The following is a 24,804-nucleotide window of genomic DNA, read 5'->3' on the forward strand; positions in this document are numbered from 1 at the left end:
TGCTTCGACACCGGCTGGTTGCCCGGTGACGTGATGCTCACCCTACGACGGAGCCAGTGGCTCCAAGTCGGCCGGGAGGGTGGCGATTCGGGCACAGGACTCCACCATCAGCCGTTCCACGTCATCGAGTCGACGGTTGTTTTCTGCTGATTTGGCCAGGGCCAGCGCGGCGGTCTGCACGGTCAGCGCCCGGGCGGCGAGGTCCAGCTCCGGCCACGGGTCGGAGCCTGGCGGCCCGGCCGCGGGACCGCCCGCCGCCCGATAGGAGTCGAGGAAGCGGACCCAGGTGGCCGTGTCGAGCAGCCCCGCCGCGTACCAGGCGGCAGGCCGGGCCAGGTCCCACGCGGGGGTGCCGACGCCGAGGTCGTCCACGTCGATGAGCCGCCAGCCCCCGTCGGGTCCGGGGCCCCGGACCAGCTGTCCGAGGTGCAGGTCCCCGTGGCACAGCGTCCCGCCACGGGGCGCCGGTGCCTCCCCCCGCACCCAGGCAGGCAGCCTCTGCGCGGCAGCCCGGACGAGGTCGCCGTCCGGGCGGGCCTCGACGGGGCTGGGCACGCGGGCGGTACCGGCGCGGAGGCCACCGACAGCGGCCCCGCCACCGGCCCCGCTACCGGCGCCGGCACCGGTGCTGGCACCGCCACTGATGCCGGCACCAGCAGCAGCCGCGCCGGCAGCCCGGTCGGGGGCCGTCGCCCGCGCCAGGCGGCGCAGGGCACGTGCGAGCTTGGCCGGGCCGCGCATCGGGGGGACCGGCCCGGGCAGCCGGTGGACGGGAACCTGGTGCAGGGCCGCGAGCAGCCGGCCGGCCGCCTCCCAGGGGGCGTCCTCGGGGCGCTCCGGATCCACCGGGGCCCCGTACGGCCAAAGGGACACCGGCCGCCCCCCGAGGTACCCGACCTCGGCGCGCAGCGGGGCCAGCAGCACCCCGGCCAACGCCTCGTCGGCGGCGATCCGCATCCGCACGGCGAGGCCGTCGTGGTCACTGTCCCCGGCGTGCGCCTTGGCCACGATCTCGCCGCACCGCACGACGGTCCCGTCCTCCCGCTCAGCGAGGAGCACGTACGGCGCGTCCGACTCCCCCGCGCCGATGTAGGCGGCAAGGGCAGCGGGCAGCGGCTCCTGGTTCATCGTCGTTCCACGGCTCCCGTCACAGGCGTCTCGGAAGCAGATTACGGAATTGCGGGACCGCGCGAAAAAGGGTGCTGCCCGTCCGACTCCCCAGTCGTACGGGCAGCACCCTTCACCTGCCGTCCGTCGCGCCCCCGTCCCCACGGGGTTCGACGGGCTGATGTCCCGGCCCGGGCCGCTCTCCCGGACCCGGGGCGCCGCTCAGCGCCCCAGCATCACGCCCACGGACGACGCCTGTACCGCCACCTGGTCGAAACCTCCGAAGAGGAAGAGCAGGAGAACGGCCAGGGGGAGCACCATGGCCGCGGCCACCAGTGGGTGGCGCGTACCGGACTCGTGGCCGTTGAACGCGAATGCCTTGCGTCCGTACCGTGCGATGTCCGCCATGGTCCTCTCCCTGTCGTCGGGTAGCGGCGGGCCTGTGACCTCGGGGGACGAGTACTCCACCCGCCGCTTGTCCCCAACACTAGGCGGGCGGAAGGCCCCTGGCCTCCTGCCCTCGTACCCTTTGGCAGGCCTCCAGGAGGATGACGGGACCACTCCCGCGTACTCCCCTGGGTGGAGACGGCTCCCCCGTAATGAGGGTCTTCCCGGAGGGGACGACCGGAGGGGACGGGAAACAGGTCAGACCAGACGCGAACCAACCTCCGACGCTCTGAACCCCCGGCCAAAGACCCATTCCTCCCCAGCCTCAAGGCCAGGCCAGGACCTCCCGGGAGAGATCCGGTGACATCGCTCACTTCCGTCACTCCCTGCGCATGCATGCCCCTGGAGGGGGAACCCACAAGATCACCCCGCCCGTCCGCCCCGCGCACGCACCGTCCACCCGCCGTGCGCCCGGCGCGCCAGCCGGGCGCACCCTCAATCCCCTTGCCCCGAGGGCCGTTTGGCCGTACCGACAAGTGCCTTACGTACGCGGGTCCGTGTGGGTGAGGAACCCTCAAGTGGGCGGTGTCGCACTGACCATCCAATCCTCCGGCGAGGGCGCGGCCTCTGAGCGCTCCTGGCGGATGGTCCGTAAGCTGTGCCACGTCAACAGGACGACCGGTCAGCGGGGTGGACATGGCGATGATGCGGCTCCGGCGCGAGGACCCGCGTGTCGTCGGCTCATTCCGGCTGCACCGACGGCTCGGCGCCGGCGGCATGGGCGTGGTCTACCTGGGATCCGACCGACGCGGACAGCGCGTCGCGCTCAAGGTGATCCGGCCGGACCTGGCCGAGGACCAGGAGTTCAGGTCGCGTTTCGCGCGCGAGGTGTCCGCAGCCCGGCGGATCCGCGGCGGGTGTACCGCGCGCCTGGTGGCCGCGGACCTGGAGGCGGAGCGGCCGTGGTTCGCCACCCAGTACGTGCCCGGCCCGTCCCTGCACGACAAGGTGGCCGAAGAGGGCCCGCTGACGGCCGCCCAGATCGCGGCGATCGGCGCCGCGCTCTCCGAGGGACTGGTCGCCGTGCACGAGGCGGGGGTCGTCCACCGCGACCTCAAGCCCTCGAACATCCTTCTGTCTCCCAAGGGCCCCCGCATCATCGACTTCGGGATCGCCTGGGCCACCGGCGCGAGCACCCTCACCCATGTGGGTACGGCCGTGGGCTCCCCCGGCTTCCTCGCGCCCGAACAGGTGCGCGGGGCCGCCGTCACCCCGGCCACCGACGTCTTCGCGCTCGGGGCCACCCTCGCCTATGCCGCCACCGCCGACTCGCCCTTCGGGCACGGCAGTTCCGAGGTCATGCTGTACCGCGTGGTGCACGAGGAGCCCCATCTGCACGGGGTCCCGGACGCGCTCGCACCCCTCGTACAAGCCTGTCTGGCCAAGGACCCCGAAGAGCGGCCCAGCACCCTACAGCTGTCGATGCGGCTGAAGGAGATCGCGGCCCGCGAGGCGCAGGGGCTGCCCGACGGGCGTCCGCCCGCGCAGCGCGTGCGGACCGAGCGTCCCACCGGTCGACTCACGGAGCGGTACTCCGACCAGCGCACGGAGCGCCGTACCGGCGGCACGCCCGCCCACCAGGCGTCGCAGGGGCAGGCGCAGGCGCACGGTCAGGGCGGCCGGAGCCAGGGCCCGCACAGCGGACCGCACTCGCGGCCCTCCTCCTCCCGGAACCCGGGCGGACCGTCGTCCCGACCGACGGCGGGGCGTACCGGCGGCCGGCCGGCCCCGCGCACGACGGGGGCGGGGAGGCGGCGCTCGCGGCCGGACCCCAAGCTGATGCGGCAGCGGCTGATCGTGTTCGTCGTGGTGACGCTGATCGTGGCCCTGGGCATCGCAGCGGCTCAGAAGCTCTAGGCCGGCCCGAGGCCAGGGCCCGAGCGGCAGGGCACGAGGACAGAGCCCGAGCGGCGGGCCCGCGGGCCTGCGGCGTCCCGGCTACGGCTGCTGCGGCGCCGGTCCCTGGGGCGGCCGCGTCGCGTAGAAGGCCACCGCCGAGGCCGCGGCCACGTTGAGGGAGTCGATCCCCTCCGCCATGGGGATGCGAACCCACTCGTCGGCGGCCCGCAGCGCGTACGTGGACAGCCCGTGCCCCTCGGAACCGAGCATGATCGCGGAACGCTCGAAGCGCTCCGGCGGGACCTGGTCCAGCGGCGTGGCCTTCGCGCTCGGTGTCATCGCCAGGATGCGGTAGCCGGCCTCCCGGACCTTCTCCAGGTCGGCGGGCCACGCATCGAGGCGTGCGTACGGAACCGAGAACACCGACCCCATCGAGACCTTGATGGCACGTCGGTAGAGCGGGTCCGCGCAGTCCGGGGAGAGGAGTATCGCGCTGATGCCGAGTGCTGCGGCGCTGCGGAAGGCGGCACCCAGATTGGCGTGGTCGACGAACCCCTCGAAGACGGCGATCCGCCGGCCCGCCCCTTCCCCCACCAGCAGCTCGTCGGCCGCCGGCAGGGGCTTGCGCTGCATCGAGGCGAGCGCGCCGCGGTGCACGTGGTAGCCGGTGACGCGCTCGGCGAGTTCGGGGCTCACGGCGTAGACCGGGGCCGGGAGCTCGTCGATGACGTCCCGCATGACGTCGACCCACTTCGCCGAGAGCAGCATCGAACGCATCTCATACCCGGCGTCCTTTGCGCGTCTGATGACCTTCTCGCCCTCGGCGATGAACAGGCCTTCCTCAGGCTCGCGCCGGCGCCGGAGTTCGACGTCGGTCAGGCCCGTGTAGTCGCGCAGGCGCGGGTCGTCGGGGTCTTCGACGGTGATGAGATCAGCCACAGGGTGATACTGCCTTGTCCTGGGTGCGGTGCCAACGGCCCTGCGGGCGCGGGCGTTTCAGACGGTGGGGGTACCGACGTTGACGACTTCGCCGATCACGATGACCGCGGGCGGACGGACCTCCTGCGCCCGTACGGTCTCGCCGACGGTGGCGAGGGTGGCGTCCACGCGGCGCTGACTGGCGGTGGTGCCCTCCTGGACGACCGCGACCGGGGTGTCCGCAGGACGGCCGTGCCGGACCAGGGCCTCGGCGATCAGACCGATCTTGTCGACGCCCATGAGGATCACCAGGGTGCCGGTGAGCTTCGCGAGGGAGGCCCAGTCCACCAGGGAGCGCGGGTCGTCGGGGCCGACGTGGCCGCTGACCACGGTGAACTCGTGGGCCACGCCCCGGTGGGTGACCGGGATGCCGACGGCGCCGGGCACCGAGATGGAGCTGGAGATGCCGGGGACGACGGTGCAGGGGATGCCGGCCTCCGCGAGGGCCTGGAGCTCCTCCATGCCGCGGCCGAAGACGTACGGGTCCCCGCCCTTCAGCCGGACCACCGCCTTGCCGGCCTTGGCGTGCTCGATGAGGGCGTTGTTGATGGCCTCCTGGGCCATGTAGCGGCCGTACGGGATCTTCGCGGCGTCGATGACCTCCACGTGGGGCGGGAGTTCGTCGAGCAGGTCGCGGGGGCCGAGCCGGTCGGCGATGACCACGTCGGCCTCGGCGAGGAGGCGGCGCCCGCGGACGGTGATCAGGTCGGGGTCGCCGGGGCCGCCACCGACGAGGGCGACGCCCGGGGTGTGGCTCCGGTGGCGGGAGGCGGTGAGGGACCCGTCGCGCAGGCCCTCGACGACGGCGTCGCGCACCGCCGCGGAACGGCGCGGGTCGTTGCCGGTGAGCACGGCGACGGTCACGCCCTCGACGCGGCCCGTGGCCGGGGTCCATGCAGTGGCGGCGGAGGCGTCGTCGGCGCGCACGCACCAGACCCGCTCGCGCTCGGCCTCGGCGGAGGCACGCTCGTTGTCCTCGCGGTTCTGGGTGGCGATGAGGGCGTACCAGGCGCCCGCCAGGTCGCCGTCCTGATAGCGGCGGCGCTCCCAGCGGATCTCACCGGTCTCCGCCATGGCGTCCACGGAAGGCGTGGCGGAGGGGGAGATCAGGAGGATGTCGGCGCCGGCCGCGATGAGCGCGGGGAGTCGACGCTGAGCGACCTGGCCGCCGCCGATCACGACGACGCGGCGGCCGGCGAGGCGGAGTCCTACGGGGTAGGCGGGGTGTGCCGGGTGTGCCATGGCGGTTGCAGCTCCTGATGCGGCGGTGTCGGCGGGCCGCTGCTGCGTTGGAGCGGCTTTGTCAGGTGTGACGTGCGGTTTCGGTTGTCCGGGACCACGATACGACCCGGGGGGCCACAGCCAAGTCCGGGGTCCGCTGCCGAACTGCCCCGCGGTCCCCGCGCTGACCGCTCGCACGCTGCCCCTACCCATCAAGGCTCCCGAACCCGCCCGACGCACCTTCCCGCGCCCGATCCGTCAAGCGGCCTGTGCCCCGCCCGTCAGGACGGTCGAGACTTGCCCCGTCAGGACGGGCGCGGGCTTACCCGTTGGGCGTTCCCGGGCCGGGGCCCTGCGCCCCCAAGCGCCAGGGCTACCCAGCGGCCACAAGAGCGCGGCGCAACGGCGGGCCGGGCGGGGCCCTGTGGCTGGGGCGCCCGGCCCGGTGGTGCCGGTTACTTCTCCGTGACGCCCGCCGAGTCGAACGTCGCCACCTCGTGCATCGCGCGTGCCGCGCTCTGGACCAGCGGGAGGGCCAGCAGGGCGCCCGTGCCCTCGCCGAGGCGAAGGTCCAGGTCGACCAGCGGACGCAGACCCAGCTTGTTCAGCGCCGCGACATGGCCCGGCTCCGCGCTGCGGTGACCCGCGATGCAGGCCGAGAGGGCCTCCGGGGCGATCGCCCGAGCGACCAGGGCCGCTGCTCCCGCGCTGACCCCGTCCAGGATCACGGGGGTCCGCAGGGAGGCGCCCCCGAGCAGGAGGCCCACGATGGCCGCGTGCTCCAGGCCGCCGATCGCCGCGAGGACGCCGATCGGGTCCGCCGGGTCCGGCTGGTGGAGTTCGAGCGCGCGACGTACGACCTCGACCTTGCGGGCGTGCGTCTCGTCGTTGATGCCCGTACCGCGACCGGTGACCTCCGACGGGTCGACCCCGGTGAACACCGAGATCAGCGCCGCCGACACCGTCGTGTTCGCGATGCCCATCTCACCGGTGAGCAGTGCCTTGTTGCCCGCCGCGACCAGGTCTCGGGCCGTCTCGATACCCACCTCGATGGCCGCCACGGCCTCTTCGCGGGTCATCGCCGGGCCGGTGGAGAGGTCCGCCGTGCCCGGGCGGACCTTACGCGGGAGCAGGCCGGGCGTGGCCGGGAGGTCACCCGCGACGCCGACGTCGATGACGCAGACCTCCGCGCCGACCTGATTGGCGAAGGCGTTGCAGACCGCGCCGCCGCCCAGGAAGTTGGCGACCATCTGCGTGGTGACCTCCTGGGGCCACGGGGTGACGCCCTGGGCGTGGACCCCGTGGTCGCCCGCGAAGATCGCGACCGCGGCCGGTTCCGGGATCGGCGGCGGGCAGACCCGGGAGAGGCCGGACAGCTGCGCCGAGATGATCTCCAGCATGCCCAGCGCGCCCGCCGGCTTCGTCATGCGCTTCTGCCGCTCCCACGCCTCGCCCAACGCCTTCGCGTCGAGCGGGCGGATGCTGGCGACGGTTTCCGAGAGCAGGTCGTGCGGCGCCTCGCCGGGCAGCGCGCGGCGACCGTACGTCTCCTCGTGCACGACCCAGGCCAGCGGCCGGCGCTGCGACCAGCCGGCCTGCGCCAGCTCGGGCTCCTCCGGGAACTCGTCGACGTAGCCGACGCAGAGGTACGCGACGACCTCCAGGTGCTCCGGCAGTCCGAGCTCGCGGACCATCTCGCGCTCGTCGAAGAAACTGACCCAGCCGACGCCGAGGCCTTCGGCGCGCGCGGCGAGCCAGAGGTTCTCGACTGCGAGGGCCGAGGAGTACGGGGCCATCTGCGGCTGGGTGTGCCGGCCGAGGGTGTGGCGACCGCCGCGGGTGGGGTCGGCGGTGACGACGATGTTCACCGGGGTGTCGAGGATGGCCTCGATCTTGAGTTGCTTGAACTGCTTCGCCCGGCCCTTGGGGAGCGACTTCGCGTAGGCCTCGCGCTGACGCTGGGCGAGCTCGTGCATCGTGCGCCGGGTCTCGGCCGAGCGGATGACGACGAAGTCCCAGGGCTGGGAGTGGCCCACGCTGGGCGCGTGGTGCGCGGCCTCCAGGACGCGGAGGAGCACCTCGTGCGGGATCGGGTCGGTGCGGAAGCCGTTGCGGATGTCGCGGCGTTCGCGCATGACGCGCAGGACGGCCTCGCGTTCGGCGTCGGCGTATCCGGGGGCCGCCTCGCCGGGTGAGGCCACGACCGGCTCGGGGCCGGCTTCGACCTCGGGGGCGGACCCGGCCACAGCTTCGGCCACAGGTTCGGCCGCGGCCTCGGGCACGGCCTCGGGTTCAGGTACGGGGGTGGCCTCGGGCTGCGCCACGACGGCCTCGGGTTCCACCACCGCTGCGTCCTCGGGGGCGACGGGCGCTACCGGAGCAACAGGGGCAACCGGCTCGGCGGTGACCACCGCGGGGGCCTCGGGGGCCTCGACGGCTGCGGGGGCCTCGGGAGCCTGCGCCGCCGTTTCCGCGGGCTGGGCCTCCTGCTCGGCTGCCGGCGTCTCCACCGCCACCTCCACCGGGGCGGCCTGGGCCACGGCCGGCTCCGGCTCGGTGGGAGGAACGGTCTCGGCCGCGGCCTCGACGACGGACTCGGCCGCGGTCTCGACGTCGGGTGCGACGGTCTCGGCGGCGGGCGCGACGGTCTCGGCGGCGGGTGCGACGGTCTCGGCGGCAGCCTCCGTCACCTCGACGGGCTCCGGCACCGCGACCGGCTCCACGACGGCGGACGCCTCGGCAACGGGCGCCTCGGTGGCGGGCTCCGGAGCGGCCTCCACGACAGCGACGGGCTCCGGCACCGCGACGGGCTCCGGCACCGCGACCGGCTCCGGATGGGGAACCTCGGAGGCTGCGGGAGCCTCGGCGGGCTCGACGGCCACGGGAGCCACGGAGGCCTCGACGGGCTCGGGCTCCAACGCGGCCACCGGCTGCGCGACCGCGGCGGCCGTGGCGGGCTCCGCCACGGGGGCGGGCTCCGCCACCCACGGCTCACCGGCCTGCGGCGGGACCTCCCCCGGCTGCGGCGCGGCAGGTACGTCGGCGGCCTCCGGGCGCGGGAGGTCCAGGTACTCGGGGCCGATGGTCGGCGGGCCCGCCAGCTGCGCCGGGACGGGCGCCACCGGGGCGCTCACGGCTGCGGCAACGGGCGCGGCGGGCGCCACCGGTGCGGCGGCCGGACCCCGGTCGGCGAGGGAGCGTACGACTCCGCCGGTGGTCTCGGGCACGGGCGGACCCATGTGGAGCGGTCGCCGGGCGTGCGACACCGGGGCCGTGGGCGCGGCGGGGGTCACCGCCGGCGGCGGGACCACGAGGCCTCCGAGGTCGAGCGAGCCGGAGTCACGGCCGCCCGCCTCGTGCGCGCCCGCGCTGTACGAGGCGTCGGCGAGAGAGGGGTCGGGGAACCCGGGCTGCGCGGGGTAGGCGGGCTCGGCGTACCCCGTCGTCGCATCGGGGTACTCCGTGTACAGGGCGTCACCGTAAGGGGTGGGGGCGGGAAAGACGGGCGCTGGCGGGACGACCTGCGGGTCGCTCCACGCACCCTGGCCGCTCGGCATCAGCAGCAGTTCCTCGTCCTCCGGCTCGGCCGGGTTGTCCACGAGGTCCTGGAAGGCGTAGCCACCCTGGACGGGAGCGGGGACGGGGCCCGGGGGGTGGACCGGAGCGGGATTGCCCTGCTGATCCACCATGCCCGCGTTGTCCGGGAGACCCTCGCCCGGTACCTGGCCGGTGTCAGTCATGCGTACCCCTCGCCCATCGGTTTTGCGTCTTCGATCGCCCGGCGCCCACGTGTCCGACGAGCGGGGTTGCCGTGCGACGCGTCCGTCTTCGTACACCCCGCGCGACAACCAGTAAGCATTGTCGCGCCCGTGAGCCACCCTGGCGGCCATAACCGCCATGGTCCGTTGTGGACTGCGCCACGTCGCGCGTCGCGCGGTGCCCTCACCCTCGGCCAAACCCGGACAGTACGGCCCGGGCGGTACGACGATCGGCCAGCCTACATCGGCCTTCGCCCTAGCGGTTCACGGGGCGTTCGGCGGCCAGCAGGAAGACGACGGAACGCTCCTGTTCACTCCACGTACGGGTGTCCAGGCCCACGGACTGGAGCAGCGCGCACTCGACGGTGTAGCCGCCCTCGGTGAGGGCGCGGCCGATCGCCTCCGCCTCGTCGCGCGTGGAAGCGTGGCTGACGATCCGTTCGGGGCGGCGGTCGGCTACGGCCGCGACGACCTCGGCTCCCCCGCCGCCGACCCGGACGACGTCCGGTTCGGGGAGGTCCTCCAGTACGTGCGGGGCACGGCCGGGAACGACCTGGAGCAGTACGCCCCGCTTGCGGGCGGCGGCAGTTGTCCGTGCGCAGGCGAGCGGGTCGGCATCCACGGCGATGACGGCGGCGCCGAAGGCGGCGGCCTCGACGGCGAAAACGCCGGAGCCGGTACCGATGTCCCAGACGAGGTCGCCGGTGCGCGGGCCGAGGCGGGCGAGCTGGGCGGCGCGCAGGTGCGCCGACTCCCCTTCCCCTGCGTCGGCCAGGGGCCGGGCCCAACCGCGTTCGGCGGTCTGGACGGGGCTCTGGGCGAGCAGCCAGGCCGGTTCGGCCGGGGCGGCGGCCTGTCCGCCGATCACGATGACGACGTTGGGGTCGCGCCAGCTGTGGTCGGCGACCCGGTCGGAGGTCAGGACGGTCACCTGCTCCTTGTCGGTGCCGAGTTCCTCGCAGATGACGAAGGTGCGGTGGACCCTTCCGAGCAGCAGGGCGAGTTCGGCGGGGCCCGCGCCGGGTGAGGTGAGGACGGCGACCTTGCCGTGGGCGCGGCAGACGTTCACGGCGCGGCGCAGGGTACGGGGGTGGGCGACGACGACCTGGGCGTCTTCCCAGGGCATGCCGGCGCGGGCGAAGGCGGCGGCGACGGAGGACACGGCGGGGACGACTTCGACCTCCAGGCCGTGCTCCGGAGCGCGCAGGATGCGTACGGCTCCGAAGAAGCCGGGGTCCCCGTCGGCGAACACCACCGCGGTGCCCCGGTGGCCGGCGATGCGGCGGGCGGCGAGTCCGATGCTGCCCAGGCGGATGCGTTCGGCGGTGGGCGGGACCTCGGGGAGCGCGAGGTGGTGGGCGGCGCCGGCCACGAGAGTGGCGGCGGAGAGGGCGGACCGGGCGGCCGCAGTCAGGGGGGAGCCGTCCCAGCCGATCACCGTGACCCGGTCGGCCATCGTCGTCAGTCTCCTGGTGTGGGGGCGGGCGCGGAGCGTGCGGGCACGGTGAGACTACCTGGTCATCGGTTCATTTCCAGTCGGCGCCCACGGTGTAGCGGCCGACTTCGGTCTGCTGTCCGAGGCCGTACCCGTAGGTGTCGTAGGCGTCGCCGCCGTCGTAGTCGTCCTGATCCTCGATGTCCTCGGGCACCAGGCTCCAGACGATGAGGTCGGTACGGGTGTCCGTCCAGGAACCGTCCGGGTTCTGGGTGCGCACTATCCAGGCGTTGCGCAGGACGCCTTCGCTGATGCAGCCGATCTTCTGGGCCACCTGCTGGGAGGCCGTGTTGTCGGCGGCGGTACGCAGTTCGAGGCGTTCGAATCCCTGGTCGTGGAAGAGCCACTGGGCGACGGCGAGTACGGACTCGCTGGCGTAGCCCTCGCCGCGGGCCCAAGGAGCGGTGACGTAGCCGACTTCGGTGCTGCGGGTGCGCCAGTTGGTGTTCTGTAGGTGCACTATGCCGACCAGGCGCTGGGTGAGGAACTCGGCGACGGCGAAGACGATGCCCCTGCCTTCGGTGCGCTCCGCGTGGGAGTACCGGGTGGCCCAGTCGTGGGCGTCGGCGTGGGTATAGGGGTACGGCACGGAGGTCCAGGCGGTGATGTGCTCGTCGTTCATCATCTCGGCGAGCGCGGTGACGTCCTCCACGTCGAAGGGGCGCAGCACCAGCCGGTCCGTGCTGATGGTGACGTCCGGGAAGGTGGTAGTCATGCGCAGCTCCATGCCGTTGCTGGACCGTTTGTGCGGGTCGTAGGCCACAGCATGCAGCATGTGCCGCGGGAAGCGCATGGCCGGGTTGCCCGGAAGCGGGCAGAACTCGGCCCCGCACTCCCACCGGGGGGTGCGGGGCCGAAAATTCAGGTGCCGGTCAGGACTTCGGGGCGCCGAAGGCCGGGATGACCGAGCCCTGGTACTTGTCCTCGATGAACTTCTTGACCTCGTCGGAGCCCAGGAGCTTGGCCAGCTTCTCGATCCGCGGGTCCTTCTCGTTGCCGGCCTTCACCGCGAGGAAGTTGGCGTACGGATTGCCCTCGGCCTTCTCCAGGACCAGGGCGTCCTTGGCGGGCGAGAGCTTGGCTTCCAGGGCGTAGTTGCCGTTGATGACCGCGGCGTCGACGTCGTTCAGGGCGCGCGGGACCGTGGCGGCCTCCAGCTCCTTGAACTCCAGGCCCTTCTTGTCGGTGATGTCGGACAGCTTGGCGCCGGTACCGACCCCCTCCTTGAGGGTGATCAGGTTGTTCGCGGCGAGCAGCTGGAGCGCGCGACCCTCGTTGGTGGTGTCGTTGGGGACGGCGACGGTCTGGCCAGCCTTGATGTCGGCGAGGGCCTTGACCTTCTTGGAGTAGAGGCCGAGGGGCTCCAGGTGCACGTTCACGACGGGCACGATGTGCGTGCCGTTCTTCTTGTTGAAGTCGTCGAGGTACGGCTTGTGCTGGAAGTAGTTCGCGTCGACCTGGCCCTGTTCGGTGGCGGTGTTGGGCAGGACGTAGTCCGTGAACTCCTTCACCTCCAGCTTGAGGCCTTCCTTGGCCGCGAGCTTGTCCTTGACGAAGTTCAGGATGTCGGCGTGCGGGCTCGGGGAGGCCGCGATGACGAGCGGCTTGCTCTCGTCGGCCTTGCCGCCGTCCGCCTTGGTGGAGGACGGGTCCGAGGAGCTGCCGCAGGCGGTGAGGCCGAGGGCGAGCGCGGCGGAGGTGGCGGCGAAGGCGGTGAGCTTGATGTTCTTACGCACGAAGAGTGCCTTTCATAGCGGTGCAAGTGCGCAGGTCGTGCGCGGTTCTTGCGGGTGGTGGCCCAAGCACGACAAGTGCGGGCTCTCTGGGGTGAAAAACTTGTGCGGTCGGCGCTGTTGAGCCGTCCAGCGGTTCGGGCCGTTCAGCCGTTCGGGTCGTTCAGGCCGTACGACCGCGGCGGGCGAGGAGGCGCACCGCGACGTCGCCGATCAGCTGGATCACGGTGACGACGGCGATCAGAACCACGACGGTGGCGACCATGAAGCCGGTCTCGAAGCGCTGGAAGCCGTAGGTGATGGCCTTGGAACCGAGGCCTTCGCCGCCGACCGCGCCGGCCATGGCGGAGTAGCCGACCAGTGTGATCACGGTGGTGGTGACGCCGGCGACCAGCGAGGGCAGGGCCTGCGGGAGGAGCACCTTGCCGACCAGGGTGGGGATGCCGCCGCCCATGGACTCGACGGCCTCGACCAGGCCGTGGTCCACCTCACGGACGGCCGTCTCGACGAGACGGGCGAAGAAGGGGATGGCGCCGATGGCGAGCGGGACGATCATGGCGGTGGGGCCGATGAAGGTGCCGACGACCGCGGTGGTGACCGGGATCAGGGCGATCAGCAGGATGATGAACGGCAGCGAGCGGCCTATGTTCACGATCACGCCGAGGACCTTGTTGAGCGGCTGGTTCTGGAGGAGGCCGCCCTTGTCGGTGAGGACCAACAGGATGCCGATGGGCAGTCCGCCGAGGACGGTCACCAGGGTGGACCACAGCACCATGTAAAGGGTGTCGTACGTGCCCTGGGTGAGCAGGGGCTGCATCTCGGACCAGGTCACAGGGCACCATCCTTGACGAGCTGGGCAAGCTCGGCGTCAGCGTCTTCGGGGTCGTCCACGACGTCGACCTGGAGCCCCTGCTCGCGCAGGAAGCCCACCGGGACGACGTTGTCCTCGTAGCGGCCGGGCAGTTCGATGCGCATGCGGCCGATCTGGCGGCCGGCGACGGTGTCCATCGCGGCGCCGAGGATCGAGATGTCGATGTTGTACGTCCGCGACAGCTGGGAGATGACCGGCTGGGTGGCGGCCTCACCGTGGAAGGTGACGTCGACGACCGTCCGGTCGGGGCCGGTGGCGGCGCCGCTGACGGGGAAGAGTTCGGCGGCGAGTTCGGAGCCGGGCGTGGCGAGCAGCTGGGCGACGGTGCCGGACTCGACGATCCGGCCCCCCTTCATCAGGGCGGCCGAGTCGCAGACCGTCTTGACGACGTCCATCTCGTGCGTGATCAGCAGGACGGTCAGGCCGAGCTGCTGGTTGAGGTCGCGCAGCAGCTGGAGGATCGAGCGGGTGGTCTCGGGGTCCAGGGCGCTGGTGGCCTCGTCGGAGAGCAGCACCTTGGGGTCGCCGGCCAGGGCGCGGGCGATGCCGACGCGCTGCTTCTGGCCGCCGGAGAGCTGGCCGGGGTAGGCCTTGGCCTTGTCGGCGAGGCCGACGAGGTCCAGGAGTTCGGAGGCCTTGCGGGAGCGCTCGCGGCCGGAGACGCCGAGGATCTCCAGGGGCAGTTCGACGTTGCCCTGCACGGTGCGCGAGGACAGCAGGTTGAAGTGCTGGAACACCATGCCGATCCGGCTGCGGGCCTCGCGGAGCTCCTTGCCGGCGCGGCGACCGCGCCCGGCCAGGGCGGTGAGGTCCACGCCGTCGACGGTCACGGTGCCGGTGGTGGGGCGTTCGAGCAGGTTCACACAGCGGATGAGGGAGGACTTGCCGGCGCCGCTCTGGCCGATGACTCCGTAGACCTCGCCCTCGCGGACGTGCAGGTCGACGCCGTCCAGGGCGGTGACCTCGCGGCCACGGGACTGGTAGACCTTCGTGAGGCCCGATGTGGTGATCACTGGAATTCCGTCGCTGTCGAGTGCACGGCGCAGCGGGTGCCGGGCACGGGGCAAACATCTGGGACGCGATACGGGTCGAACCGGGATTTATCGGCGGTTTTCACGCATGCGCGGGGGCAGGAGCATTCCGTTCCGGGCTGTTGTGCAGCAGCGGGGCGGACGGGCTCGGCCGGTCTCGCTTCGGGGCGCGAGACTCAGGAGAGGGGCCCTCAGAAGGCGCACATTCGACACATACAACGAGCACCGGGCGTCATCGTCGCCTCGGTCGCAAGGGTGCGGCTGCTCGTCGTGGTCATGGGCCCAAGTAAAGCAGACACATCCCTTTGCCGATCAAAGGCGTCCGGATAGCGGACACAATCGGACCGCATACCGGACAAGGTTGGCCAGTCGGGCGGGTCCTTCTCCGTCTCCGTAGCCTCACCGCTGACCTGCGCGAACACCTCCGAGAGGTCCACCCGTGACCACCTCCGCGCGGGGTTCCCCGGCGGTGCGCGCTGTGGTCAAGACCACGGTCACCGTACCGGCGGCCCGGCGCCGGTACGGCGTCCGCACCCGACCTCCGACGGAACCCGGCCCAGGGGTGGGCGCACCGGGTCCCGCGGCCCGTAATACCCTCGCTGCATGCTCGACGCCCTGACGGTCGCCCTCGCCGCGGCCGCACTCGCCCTCGCCGCCTGGTGCGGTTTCGCCGCCCTGCGGGACCAGCCCACCAAGGACTGGCACTTCGTCGGCATGGGCGTGGTGACCCTGCTGGCACTGGCCCAGGTGGCGGTCGGCCTGGTCGAGTTGGCGCAGGGCAAGAAGCCCGACGAGGGCACTGTGATCTTCGTGGCCTACCTGGTGGGCGCCTTCGCTGCGGTCCCGGCCGCCGGGTTCCTCTCGCTGAGCGAGCGGACCAAGTGGGGTTCGGTGACGGTGGCCGCGGGCGCGGTCGTCCTCGCCGTCCTCGAAGTACGGCTCTACGACATCTGGGGGACTCCCGGTGCCTGACACCGACATGCCCGCGGACCCGACCGGCGCCGACGCTCCCGTCGCTCCCGCTGCTTCCGTCGCTCCCACCGAGCGCAAGCGACTGGTCTCCGGTCCGGGGCTGCTGCTGGTCTGGCTGTACGGAGTGATCACCGTCGGCGCGGTCTCGCGCTCGCTCTACCAGATCTCCACCGAGTTCGACCGGGCGCCGCTGCCCTACTCGCTGTCCGCCGTGGCCGCGCTCGTCTACGCCTTCATCACGTACTCGCTGGTCCGTGGCGGGGAGACGGCACGCAAGGCGGCGCGGATCTGCTGCGCCGCCGAGCTGACCGGCGTACTGGCCGTGGGCACCTGGACGCTGGTGCGGCCCGAGGCCTTCCCCGACACCACGGTGTGGTCGGACTTCGGGATGGGTTACCTGTTCATCCCGGTGATCCTGCCGATCACCGGGATGCTCTGGCTGCGCGTCAGGCGCTGACCGCGAAGTCGGCGGGCGCGGCTTCGCCTTCGAACGCCTTCTCCAGGATCACGAGCGGGACGCCGTCGGGGGCGGTACGGCCCCCGACCTGTACGTAGCCGGCCTTGCGGTAGAGGCGCAGGTTGGACTCGCTCTTGTTGCCGCTGTGCAGCCGGAACCGGGTGGTCTTCCCGTGCCCCGCGAGGGCCTCCTCGACGGCGCGCAGCAACCGGGCGCCGAGCCCGTGGCCTTGGAGGCGCGGGTGGACGCAGAGCTTCGCGATCTTGCCGGTGCCGTCGGCGTCCACGCTGCCGCGCACGGTGCCGACCACTTCGTCGCCGAGCCGGGCCACCAGTACCGTGTCCGCCTCCAGCTCCGCCTTGAGGGAGTCCAGGGTTTCGGTGAGCGGCTGGATGCGGTAGTTGCCGTACAGCTCGGCCTCACGCTGGAACGCCAGGTACTGCAGTTTGAGGATCTGCTCAGTGTCCTCGGTAGCTGCCGCCGAAATGGTCACGCTCATGCCCATGTGCGCATGCCTCCCGCTCACCTGGTAGCCCGCTGGTCTACCGCTCCCTTCCCCGAAGTCGAGGAGCCGCAACCTCTGACGCGAGCATTCTGCGCAGACATCCCAGGCAGCGGGAACGGACGGGTCCCAAACTTCCTTGTGAGATACCCAACTCTCCTGCGATTTCACGGTAGGTGAGGTCCCTGGGCGAAAGAAGTGCCCTCATCAGCTCCGGACACCGTCCGGGCAATCGGGCGACCGCCGATCGGAGGGCCCGGGTCTCCTCGCCGTGCATCAGGGCGTCTTCGGGTTCGACGCCGCCGCTCCCGGGCCGGCGTCCGTCCTCGGACGTGTGACGGTGGCCGTACGGAACCTCCCGCCGTGCGCGGCGGCGTGCGCGGCGGGCCTCGGCACGCACCGCCCGGCGCAGCCAACGGGCCGGCTCGACGGGGACGGGGTCGTGTTCCAGCAGCCTGACCCAGACGGCTTGTTCCAGGTCGGCCGCGTCCACCCCGGCGCCCGGGGCCTCCGCAGCCGCCTCGGCGGAGAGCAGCGGGCCCAGTTCGTTCAGAAGGTCGGTGTCCTTCAGCAGGTCCATGCCGGGCGGGACGCGCGGGCTGCGCCCGGCGGTTTCCCCACCCGGCACAGCCCACCCGAAGGTGACATTCCGCTTATCGGTTGACGCGTGGCGCGCCGGTCGGCACCGAGCGGCACCTACCGGCCGCGGCCCGGGCGGAAGGCCTCCGCCGCGAGCAGCCCCGTGTCCGCATTGTCAGTGAAGATGCCGTCGATGCCCTGTTCGAAGTACGTCCGGAACGCGCCGAAGGCGTCGCCGTACGCGGCCGGATCGGTGCCCCTGCGGTACTCGGCCGGCAGGAAGGTGTTCTCGTTGCGCGCGGTGTAGGGGTGCAGCACCAGCCCCTGCGCGTGGGCGTCCTTGACCAGGGTGGTCGGGGTGGCGAGCCGTCCGGCCGCGTCGCGCGGGATGATCAGGTCCATGGTGGGCCCGATGCCCTGGGCGAATCCGGCGATCCACTTCAGGCCTTCCGGCTTGACCAGATCCGCCACCGTCCGCGGGTCCTTGGCCTGTTCGAAGTCCCAGGGGCGGGTGCCCGCGGTGGACAGCAGGACCACGCGCGGAGCCGAGACCAGCCGGGAGAGCCGCTGGATGCTGGAGGGTTCGAAGGACTGGAGGAAGAGGGGAGCGGTGCGACCGTCGCGGCCGTATCGGCGGAGTAGCTTGGCGAGGGGCTCTTCGAGGCCCAGGCCCAAGGTCCGGAAGTAGCTGGGGTGCTTGGTCTCGACGTGCAGCCAGACGCGCTTGCCGCGCCGCTTGCCCTCGCGGTCGGCCCAGCGCAGCACCTCCTCGAAGGTCGGGATGTCCCATCGGCCGTCGTAGAGCGTGTTGCGCTGGCGGACGGCCGGAATGCGCTCCTTCGCCCTCAGGGTCTTCAGCTCGGCGAGGGTGAAGTCCTCGGTGAACCAGCCGGTGACCGGGACCCCGTCGATCGACTTGGTGGTCCGCCGGGACGCGAACTCGGGGTGCTCGGCGACATCGGTGGTGCCGCCGATCTCGTTCTCGTGACGGCACACCAAGTGGCCGTCCTTGGTGGGCACCAGGTCCTGCTCGATGACGTCGGCACCCAGGTCGAGGGCGAGCTGGTACGACCCGAGGGTGTGCTCGGGCCGGTAACCACAGGCGCCGCGGTGGCCGATGACCAGCGGAAACGGGAGGTCCCGGTAGCCGCCGCCGTGGCGCGCGTCTGACGCGTCCGACGCGACCACCGTCTCCGATGCAGTCGCGGGTCCCGCCGAGAGCCCGGTCACCGCGCCGCCCGCCGCCAGGACGGCCGCCCCCAGGACCGTGCGCCGTGCTGCCCCACCCTGCGTCATGAGTGCCACTCCTGTCGTCCGAAAGGGCCGGCGGTCCCGGGATCTCCGGGGCCTGGTGCCCGATTCTGCCTGGCGATCGTAGGCATCGGCCGGTGGCGCGGGGGTGGGCCTGCGGGGAACATGGCGCAAACGTGTGTCAACACTGCGTATCGAGCTCGTGAACCCGATGTGCACTCGGACCTGACCCGCGAGTATCGTCCTCACCTGCACTACCGCCGTGTAGTGCGAAAGCCGCTTTTCGATGCCGGAGGGCTCACGTTGTTCCGTACCGCGCTCATCAAAGCCACTGTCGGACCGGTCATGAGAATGATGTTCCGCACCCGTGTGGAGGGCATCGAGAACATCCCGGGCTCCGGGCCGGTGATTTTGGCGGGCAACCACCTCACCTTCATCGACTCCATGATCCTTCCGCTGGTGTGCGACCGGACGGTCCACTTCATCGGAAAGGACGAGTACGTGACGGGCAAGGGCCTCAAGGGTCGCGCCATGGCCTGGTTCTTCACCGGCTCCGGCATGATCCCGGTCGACCGTGACGGCGCCAACGGCGGGGTCGCGGCCCTGATGACCGGCCGTCGGATCCTGGAGGAGGGCAAGATCTTCGGGATCTACCCCGAGGGCACCCGCTCCCCCGACGGCCGCCTCTACCGCGGGCGCACCGGCATCGCCCGCCTGACCCTGATGACCGGCGCCCCGGTGGTCCCGTTCGCGGTGATCGGCACCGACAAGCTGCAGCCGGGCGGCGCGGGCATGCCGCGCCCGGGCCGGGTCACCGTCCGCTTCGGCGAGCCGATGGAGTTCTCCCGCTACGAGGGCATGGACCGCGACCGCTACGTGCTGCGCGCCGTCACCGACTCGGTGATGGCCGAGGTCATGCGGCTGTCGGGCCAGGAGTACGTGGACATGTACGCCACCAAGGCGAAGGCGGCCTGACCCCGCTACTGCCGCTGGAGTGACCGGCTGACGCCCGCCGCGGTCGTCGTGGCGAGGACCCAGCCGGTCACGATCAGCAGGTACGACAACCACTGGTACCAGCCGCTCGGCGCGTACGCCCCCTCCTGGCCGAAGCCGATGATCGGCAGCATCAGGTCGATCGTGTAGAACACCGGGTTGAAGTCCGGCGCCTCCCCCGCTTTGAGGGCCCTCGGCGGGTGGAGTCCGTACGCAAGGGTTCCCGTCACCAGCAGGGCCAGCAGCCAGCCCGCCGCGCGCAGCGGCCGGAAGCCGTAGCCGACCGTGGCGTCCTGGAGCAGCCCCCAGGCCCGGGTGTGCCGGGGCTGGGTGCGCCGGTGCCGACGCATCTTGGCGAGCTGGACGGTACGGGCCGCCGCCTCGTCGCCGGCCGTGCGGTAGGCCGCGGCCAGCTGTTCGTAGGCGTACGGAAGGTAGCCCGCCTCCTCCCGCTCCAGCGCGGGCAGCCGCTGCTCGGCGGGGAGGTGGGGGGCGAGGGTGCGGTAGGTCAGTCCGTCGATGCGTATCTGCTCGGGCCAGGTCCCGGGCTCGATGTGGAGCAGGTCGAAGGTGGAGCGGCGCAGGTTCACGTCCCCCCGGATCGGTGCGCACCGGCGCAGCCACAGTTCGCCGATGGTGCAGCTGGAGGCGCGCAGTGCTGTCCCGCCGGGGTTGGCGAGGTCCGCGCGGGCGAGGTAGGCCTGGCCGGGAATGCGGGAGCCGGTGAGGTTGACCATGCCGCGGGCCCGTAGCCGGTTCGCGCGCAGGTCGGTGCCGACGGTCAGGTTCTCGGCGTGCAGGGCGATCCCGCCGGGGGCGAGGAGGCGGGCGCCGTCGAGGTTGATCTGGCCACCGACGACGGCACCGTTGATCCGCGTCTGGCCGTGGACGGTGAGGTCCATGGCGATGACGTCGGTACCGATGTCGGCGTGGTTGATCTGGAGCGGAGGCTCGGGAGTCTCCGGGGGCTCCGGGGGCTCCTGCCGCTCCCGGGGCTCCAGTGCCTCCCGGGGCTCCGGCGGGGCGTCGGGCGTACCGATGACGGCCTTCCGGATGAACAGGCCTCCGGCTATCCGGGCACCGGATAGCCGGACTGGGCCCGTGATCCGGCAGCAGGACAGCCGCAGCGCGATGTCGATGGTGACGGTGGACGCTGTCAGCCCGGGCAGGGTCGAGTCGTTCAGCGACACCGCGCGCAGCCGGGCCCCGTGCAGGACGGGTTTGCGTTCGAACCAGCAGGCGCGCAGCCGGATCGCGTGCTCGACGACGGCGTACTTGAGGATGAGCTTGCCGGTGATCCGGGCGCCCCGGACGTTGAGCCCGGGGACCTGGCCGGGGGCGGCGAGGTCGCTCAGCAGCAGGACGGCGAGCACCTCGGCGCGCAGCGTCCGCTCGGGCCCCCAGCGGGCACCGTCGGAGGCGTCCTCGTCGGGATCCTCCTGGAAGTCGACCCGCTCGCCGCGCGGGAAGGCGTCCCATACGCGGCGTTCCGCCGGGGTCAGGTCGTTGATCTCCATCGCGGGGATGGTCACCTGCGCCTCGACGGGCTGTCAACTCGATTCAGTACGCCGCCCCTTGGCGGTTCAGTGGCCGACGCCGTCCTGGAGCCGCTGCCCCTTGAGCAGGAACCAGGCCGTGACGGCGGTGGCCAGCAGGACGGCCGCCCCCACGCCGGAGGCGAGTCGCAGCCCGTCCACGAAGGCCTCCTGGGCGGCCCCGACCATGGTCTGCGCGGTGGCCGGGTCCACCGACTTCGCGGCCTCGACGGCGCCGCCCAGCGATTCGTGCGCGGCGCCGGCGATCGGTGCGGGCACCGAGGCCGGGGCCGTGAACCCCCGGTAGACGCCGGTGACGACGGAGCCGAGGATGGCGATGCCGAGGGCGGCGCCGAGTTCGTACGCCGTCTCGGAGACCGCCGAGGCCGAACCGGCCTGCTCCTTGGGCACGCTGGAGAGGATCACGTCGGCGGTGACGGTGAAGGAGAAGCCGGCGCCGAGGCCTACGACGAGCAGGGCCGCGCCGAGCAGCGGGTAGCCGCTCTCCTTGTGGATCACCGTGAGCACGGCCAGGGACAGGCCGATGACCAACAGGCCGCCGCTCACGACGGACCGTACCGAGTACCGGCGGGCGTAGCGGCCCGCGGCCAGACCGGTGACCACCGCGCCGATGGCGGCGGGCAGTTCGGCGAGCCCGGCCTCCAGCGGTTCGCGGCCCTGGACGAGCTGGAGGAACTGGGAGAGGAAGAAGAGCAGTCCGGACAGCCCGAAGACGGTGAGGAGGTCGGCGAGGACGGCCGCGGAGAAGCCGCGGTGCTTGAAGAGCCGCATGTCGAGCAGCGGCGCGGCCAGCGTGAACTGGCGGCGCACGAAGGCGTACAGCGCGCCGGCGCCGATGACCGCGGCGGCCCAGACCTGCCAGGTCGGCCCGTGGCTGGCGGCTTCCTTCACGGCGTAGACGACGCCGATGACACCGACGAGGGAGAGTGCGACGCTGACCAGGTCCCAGGGGCCGGCGACCGGGTTCTTGGACTCGGGCAGCAGCTTGATGCCGACGAGGACCAGGACGAGCATCACGGGGAGGTTGATGAGGAAGACCGAGCCCCAGTAGAAGTGCTGGAGCAGGGCCCCGCCGACGACCGGGCCGACGGCTGCGCCCGCGGAGGCGGTGGCGCCCCAGATGCCGATGGCGAGGCTGCGCTCCTTGGGGTCGTGGAAGATGTTCCGGATCAGCGCGAGGGTGGACGGCATCAGCGTCGCGCCGGCAACGCCGAGCAGGGCCCGCGCCACGATCATCATCTCGGGGCTGGTGGCGTAGGCGTTGAGCACGGAGAGGGCGCCGAAGGCGGTCGCGCCGACCAGCAGCAGCTTCTTGCGGCCCACGCGGTCGCCGAGGGAGCCCATCGAGACGAGCAGACCGGCGATGACGAAGGAGTAGATGTCGCCGATCCACAGCAGCTGGGTTCCGGACGGCTTGAGGTCTTCGCTGAGCGAGGGCGTGGCGAGGCCGAGTACGGTGGCGTCCACCGCGACCAGCAGGACGGCCAGGACGAGCACGGAGAGCGCCAACCAGCGCCCCCTGCTCCTGATCCTTGTCGCCTCCGTCCCCTTCCGCCGCGTCAGCTGTTCGGTACGGCTCATTTCTCCACGCTCCGTCGGGCGCCACCGAGCAGCAGCTCGATGATCATGTACTGGAAGTCCTTTGCGGCGACCCGGCCGTCCATGACGGCCCAGGCGCAGGTGCCGATGAGGCCGTAGAGGGCCTCGGTGAGCCAGGCGGGGCTCAGGTCGATGCGGATGTCGCCCTCCTCCTGGCCGCGCCGGAAGAGCGCGCTGACGCGGGCGTCGAGCCGGGCCCATCCCTCGTTGACCTGGTCCCCTTCGAAGAGCTGGTTCTCGGTGACGAGGAAAGCGAGCAGCTGGGCGTTGGGCTCGGTCTCGGCGACCAGCCGGCGCAGTCCGTCCACCGCCGTGCCCTCGTCGAGGCGGGCGCCGTCCAAGGCCTCCTCGAACTCCCGGATGCCGAGGTCCTCCAGGGCGCGTACGAGGGCGTCGCGCCCGGCGAAGTGCCGGTGGAGGGTGGCGCGCCCGATGCCTGCGGCGCGTGCCACTTCATCCATCGTGGCGGTCGATTTGCGGGAGAGCAGGGCTGCGGCGTCGCGGAGCACCTGGTCACGATCCATGGCCATGAGACAACCATACCCCGAATGAGACGTTCATGTCTCATTCAAGAATGGGGTGCCCCGGGCGCCCCGGAACGGAAAGCTGCCGAAGTGACACCGAAGCCCATGCTCCTGATCGACGTGGACGGCCCACTGAACCCGTACGCAGCCCGGGCCCAGCGCCGCCCGGCGGGCTACTCCACCCACCGGATGCGTCCGACGGGCTGGACCGCGGCGGAGCGCCGACAGCCCCTGCGGGTCTGGCTGAACCACGCCCACGGCGCGGAGCTGCTGGCGCTGGCACGCTCGTACGAGCTGGTCTGGGCCACCACCTGGAAAGACGAGGCGAACGATTGGATAGGCCCGCACCTGGGCCTGCCGCGCCTCCCGTTCATCGACTGGCCGCAGATGCACGGGACGGCGCCGCGGGGGACCTTCTGGATGACGCAGTACGTTCTGGAGTACGCGGGCGAGCGGGAGTTCGCCTGGATCGACGACGACATCACGGCCGCGGACCGGGAGTACGTGCAACAGCGCCACCCGGCGCGGGCACTGCTGATGCGCATCGACGAGAGGATCGGACTGACCCGGCCGGACTTCGATGCGCTGGCCGCGTGGGCGGCGTAGTGGCGCCCCGGTTTTTGATCACGCTCCCACCCCGCCCTTAGCATGCACACGCCACCCCCGTGTCCTGTCGTCCGACGAAAGCGACCCATGCGCATCCAGCGGATCCTCGCCACGACCGCCGCCCTCACCTGCCTCCTCGCGGTCGCCGCCTGCAAGGGCGGCGCGGACGCCGCCCCGCCTCCGGCGCCGGCGTCCACCGGGGCCGAAGGCCCCCTCGCCGAGGCGCAGCGGTACGTGCGGCAGTACAGCTCGTGCGAGGACCTGAGCACGAAGCCCGGCGACCCGCGGCTCGCCTCGGACGACCTCACGAAGGTCGGCCAGTGGTCCGTGACCGAACGCGGGGTCTGTAGTGACAAGCCCGCGCACGGCGAGATCGTGCTCTCGGTCCCTTCGGACATGAAGGAGTTCCAGACGCGCTACAAGCAGTACGTCATGGACAAGATCGCCGGAGGCGACGGCGCCTACGGCCTGGAGAGCCGCGTCCTGGTCGGCAAGGGCTTCGTCGCCGTCCCGACGAGCACGAAGACGGCCCTCGCGCTCGTCCGGTCCGACCTGCGCGTCCTGACCTGCAACCCCACCGCCCCGGTGCCCCAGGGCTACAAGCGGGAGAAGGCACTGGTCGAGGGCTGCAACCTCAGCGACTTCGTGGGGAGCACGGACGGATCGGGTAGCCCGAACCTGGAAACCCCGCAGGACCCGGCAGCCGGCAAGCCCGGCCAGCCCACCCGGGGAAGCCTCGGGCTGCCGCGCGCCGGGAGCATCGCCGAGCTGAAGAAGCTCGTGTCGTCCAGCGTCGACTGCACGCACTTCTCCACCGACCCCGCCACGGTGGCGATCGAGTCGATCGACTACGCACCGGTGGTGACGGGCGATCCGCTCGGCTGGGGCGTGACCGGGCGCGGCCTGTGCGGGGAGCCGGCGGGTGCACAGCGCGCCCACGACCTCAACTGGCTCGACACCGTGGGCGACATGAAGAAGATGCAGACCAAGGCGAAGGCCGCGCAGCAGGCCGATCTGAAGGACGACGGCAAGCTGCGGCGCACCGCGAGCCTGCTGCTCGTCGGCGAGAACATCGCGGTGGAGACCAACAGCCCCACGGCCCGCTTCGGCTTGTACCAGCAGCAGTTCCTCTACCTGAACTGCGTGCCGGGCTTCTCCGCCCCGTCCGGCTACCGGCTGGAGAAGGCCCAGGTCGAAGGCTGCGTGCTGACCAACTACGAGCCGGAGCACCCGGTCGGCTGAGCGGGCGGCTCGCAGGCCCCACGGGTCCGGAACGCGCCGGAGG

The 24,804-nt window shown here is 71.9% G+C and carries 22 protein-coding genes; 6 read left to right on the forward strand and 16 right to left on the reverse strand.

Annotated features, from left to right (window positions below):
- Positions 1-42: 42 nt before the first annotated feature.
- Both ABZZ20_RS13880 and ABZZ20_RS13885 read right to left on the reverse strand, forming a co-directional pair.
- Positions 43-1,128 (reverse strand): phosphotransferase, encoded by a 1,086-nt coding sequence (locus ABZZ20_RS13880; RefSeq protein ID WP_356869624.1) that lies wholly within the window; start codon positions 1,126-1,128, stop codon positions 43-45.
- 201 nt (positions 1,129-1,329) lie between these two features.
- Positions 1,330-1,515: a hypothetical protein gene (locus ABZZ20_RS13885; protein ID WP_356869625.1), complete on the reverse strand. Its 186-nt coding sequence runs from the start codon at positions 1,513-1,515 to the stop codon at positions 1,330-1,332.
- A gap of 675 nt (positions 1,516-2,190) precedes the next feature.
- Between ABZZ20_RS13885 and ABZZ20_RS13890 the strand changes: the two genes are divergently transcribed.
- Positions 2,191-3,411, forward strand: coding sequence for a serine/threonine-protein kinase (locus ABZZ20_RS13890; RefSeq protein WP_356869626.1), 1,221 nt, complete (start codon positions 2,191-2,193; stop codon positions 3,409-3,411).
- Positions 3,412-3,492: 81 nt separating this feature from the next.
- Here the strand turns inward: ABZZ20_RS13890 and ABZZ20_RS13895 are convergent, their stop codons facing one another.
- The 8 genes from ABZZ20_RS13895 to ABZZ20_RS13930 all read right to left on the reverse strand — a co-directional run bounded on the left by ABZZ20_RS13895 (position 3,493) and on the right by ABZZ20_RS13930 (position 14,462).
- Positions 3,493-4,332: an RNA methyltransferase gene (locus ABZZ20_RS13895; RefSeq protein WP_356869627.1), complete on the reverse strand. Its 840-nt coding sequence runs from the start codon at positions 4,330-4,332 to the stop codon at positions 3,493-3,495.
- A gap of 57 nt (positions 4,333-4,389) precedes the next feature.
- A complete protein-coding gene (gene cobA / locus ABZZ20_RS13900) occupies positions 4,390-5,613 on the reverse strand; it encodes a uroporphyrinogen-III C-methyltransferase (RefSeq protein ID WP_356869628.1) in 1,224 nt (407 codons plus the stop codon).
- A gap of 434 nt (positions 5,614-6,047) precedes the next feature.
- Positions 6,048-9,332, reverse strand: a complete 3,285-nt coding sequence (gene cobT / locus ABZZ20_RS13905; RefSeq protein ID WP_356869629.1) for a nicotinate-nucleotide--dimethylbenzimidazole phosphoribosyltransferase — start codon at positions 9,330-9,332, stop codon at positions 6,048-6,050.
- A gap of 274 nt (positions 9,333-9,606) precedes the next feature.
- Positions 9,607-10,806 carry a precorrin-6y C5,15-methyltransferase (decarboxylating) subunit CbiE gene (cbiE, locus tag ABZZ20_RS13910; RefSeq protein WP_356869630.1) on the reverse strand — a complete coding sequence of 400 codons (1,200 nt, stop codon included), beginning with the start codon at positions 10,804-10,806 and terminating at the stop codon, positions 9,607-9,609.
- Between the two features lie 70 nt (positions 10,807-10,876).
- Positions 10,877-11,560: a GNAT family N-acetyltransferase gene (locus ABZZ20_RS13915; protein ID WP_356869631.1), complete on the reverse strand. Its 684-nt coding sequence runs from the start codon at positions 11,558-11,560 to the stop codon at positions 10,877-10,879.
- Between the two features lie 157 nt (positions 11,561-11,717).
- Positions 11,718-12,581: a MetQ/NlpA family ABC transporter substrate-binding protein gene (locus ABZZ20_RS13920; RefSeq protein ID WP_356869632.1), complete on the reverse strand. Its 864-nt coding sequence runs from the start codon at positions 12,579-12,581 to the stop codon at positions 11,718-11,720.
- Positions 12,582-12,741: 160 nt separating this feature from the next.
- A complete protein-coding gene (locus tag ABZZ20_RS13925; RefSeq protein WP_356869633.1) occupies positions 12,742-13,410 on the reverse strand; it encodes a methionine ABC transporter permease in 669 nt (222 codons plus the stop codon).
- Positions 13,407-14,462: an ATP-binding cassette domain-containing protein gene (locus ABZZ20_RS13930; RefSeq protein ID WP_356869634.1), complete on the reverse strand. Its 1,056-nt coding sequence runs from the start codon at positions 14,460-14,462 to the stop codon at positions 13,407-13,409. Before ABZZ20_RS13930 ends, ABZZ20_RS13925 begins: the two co-directional genes overlap by 4 nt.
- Before the next feature lie 621 nt (positions 14,463-15,083).
- Here ABZZ20_RS13930 and ABZZ20_RS13935 point away from each other — a divergent pair.
- Together ABZZ20_RS13935 and ABZZ20_RS13940 are read left to right on the forward strand one after the other, a co-directional pair.
- Positions 15,084-15,452 (forward strand): hypothetical protein, encoded by a 369-nt coding sequence (locus tag ABZZ20_RS13935; protein ID WP_356869635.1) that lies wholly within the window; start codon positions 15,084-15,086, stop codon positions 15,450-15,452.
- Entirely contained in the window at positions 15,445-15,909 is a 465-nt protein-coding gene (locus ABZZ20_RS13940; RefSeq protein WP_356869636.1) for a hypothetical protein, read from the forward strand. The genes ABZZ20_RS13935 and ABZZ20_RS13940 overlap by 8 nt, the downstream gene beginning before the upstream one ends.
- On the opposite strand, the gene ABZZ20_RS13945 is transcribed toward ABZZ20_RS13940, so the two are convergent.
- From ABZZ20_RS13945 to ABZZ20_RS13955, 3 genes are all read right to left on the reverse strand, one after another.
- Positions 15,899-16,414, reverse strand: coding sequence for a GNAT family N-acetyltransferase (locus tag ABZZ20_RS13945; RefSeq protein WP_356869637.1), 516 nt, complete (start codon positions 16,412-16,414; stop codon positions 15,899-15,901). The genes ABZZ20_RS13940 and ABZZ20_RS13945 overlap by 11 nt on opposite strands.
- A 37-nt stretch (positions 16,415-16,451) precedes the next feature.
- Positions 16,452-16,991, reverse strand: coding sequence for a sigma-70 family RNA polymerase sigma factor (locus ABZZ20_RS13950; protein ID WP_356869638.1), 540 nt, complete (start codon positions 16,989-16,991; stop codon positions 16,452-16,454).
- Between the two features lie 116 nt (positions 16,992-17,107).
- Entirely contained in the window at positions 17,108-18,286 is a 1,179-nt protein-coding gene (locus ABZZ20_RS13955; RefSeq protein ID WP_356869639.1) for a glycerophosphodiester phosphodiesterase, read from the reverse strand.
- A 300-nt stretch (positions 18,287-18,586) separates the two neighbouring features.
- On the opposite strand from ABZZ20_RS13955, the gene ABZZ20_RS13960 reads away from it, so the two are divergent.
- A complete protein-coding gene (locus tag ABZZ20_RS13960) occupies positions 18,587-19,216 on the forward strand; it encodes a lysophospholipid acyltransferase family protein (RefSeq protein WP_356869640.1) in 630 nt (209 codons plus the stop codon).
- Between the two features lie 5 nt (positions 19,217-19,221).
- Here ABZZ20_RS13960 and ABZZ20_RS13965 read toward each other — a convergent pair whose 3' ends face one another.
- The 3 genes from ABZZ20_RS13965 to ABZZ20_RS13975 form a co-directional block, all read right to left on the reverse strand.
- Complete coding sequence (locus tag ABZZ20_RS13965; RefSeq protein WP_356869641.1) at positions 19,222-20,751, reverse strand: membrane-associated oxidoreductase; 1,530 nt, start codon at positions 20,749-20,751, stop codon at positions 19,222-19,224.
- Positions 20,752-20,817: 66 nt separating this feature from the next.
- Entirely contained in the window at positions 20,818-22,371 is a 1,554-nt protein-coding gene (locus tag ABZZ20_RS13970; RefSeq protein WP_356869642.1) for an MFS transporter, read from the reverse strand.
- Entirely contained in the window at positions 22,368-22,919 is a 552-nt protein-coding gene (locus ABZZ20_RS13975; RefSeq protein ID WP_356869643.1) for a helix-turn-helix domain-containing protein, read from the reverse strand. Before ABZZ20_RS13975 ends, ABZZ20_RS13970 begins: the two co-directional genes overlap by 4 nt.
- Before the next feature lie 99 nt (positions 22,920-23,018).
- Between ABZZ20_RS13975 and ABZZ20_RS13980 the strand changes: the two genes are divergently transcribed.
- Entirely contained in the window at positions 23,019-23,519 is a 501-nt protein-coding gene (locus ABZZ20_RS13980; RefSeq protein WP_356869719.1) for an HAD domain-containing protein, read from the forward strand.
- 87 nt (positions 23,520-23,606) lie between these two features.
- On the forward strand, positions 23,607-24,761 hold the full coding sequence (locus tag ABZZ20_RS13985; RefSeq protein ID WP_356869644.1) for a hypothetical protein: 1,155 nt from the start codon (positions 23,607-23,609) through the stop codon (positions 24,759-24,761).
- Positions 24,762-24,804 lie beyond the last annotated feature (43 nt).

This window comes from Streptomyces sp. NPDC006430, assembly GCF_040612395.1.
Taxonomy (GTDB): domain Bacteria; phylum Actinomycetota; class Actinomycetes; order Streptomycetales; family Streptomycetaceae; genus Streptomyces.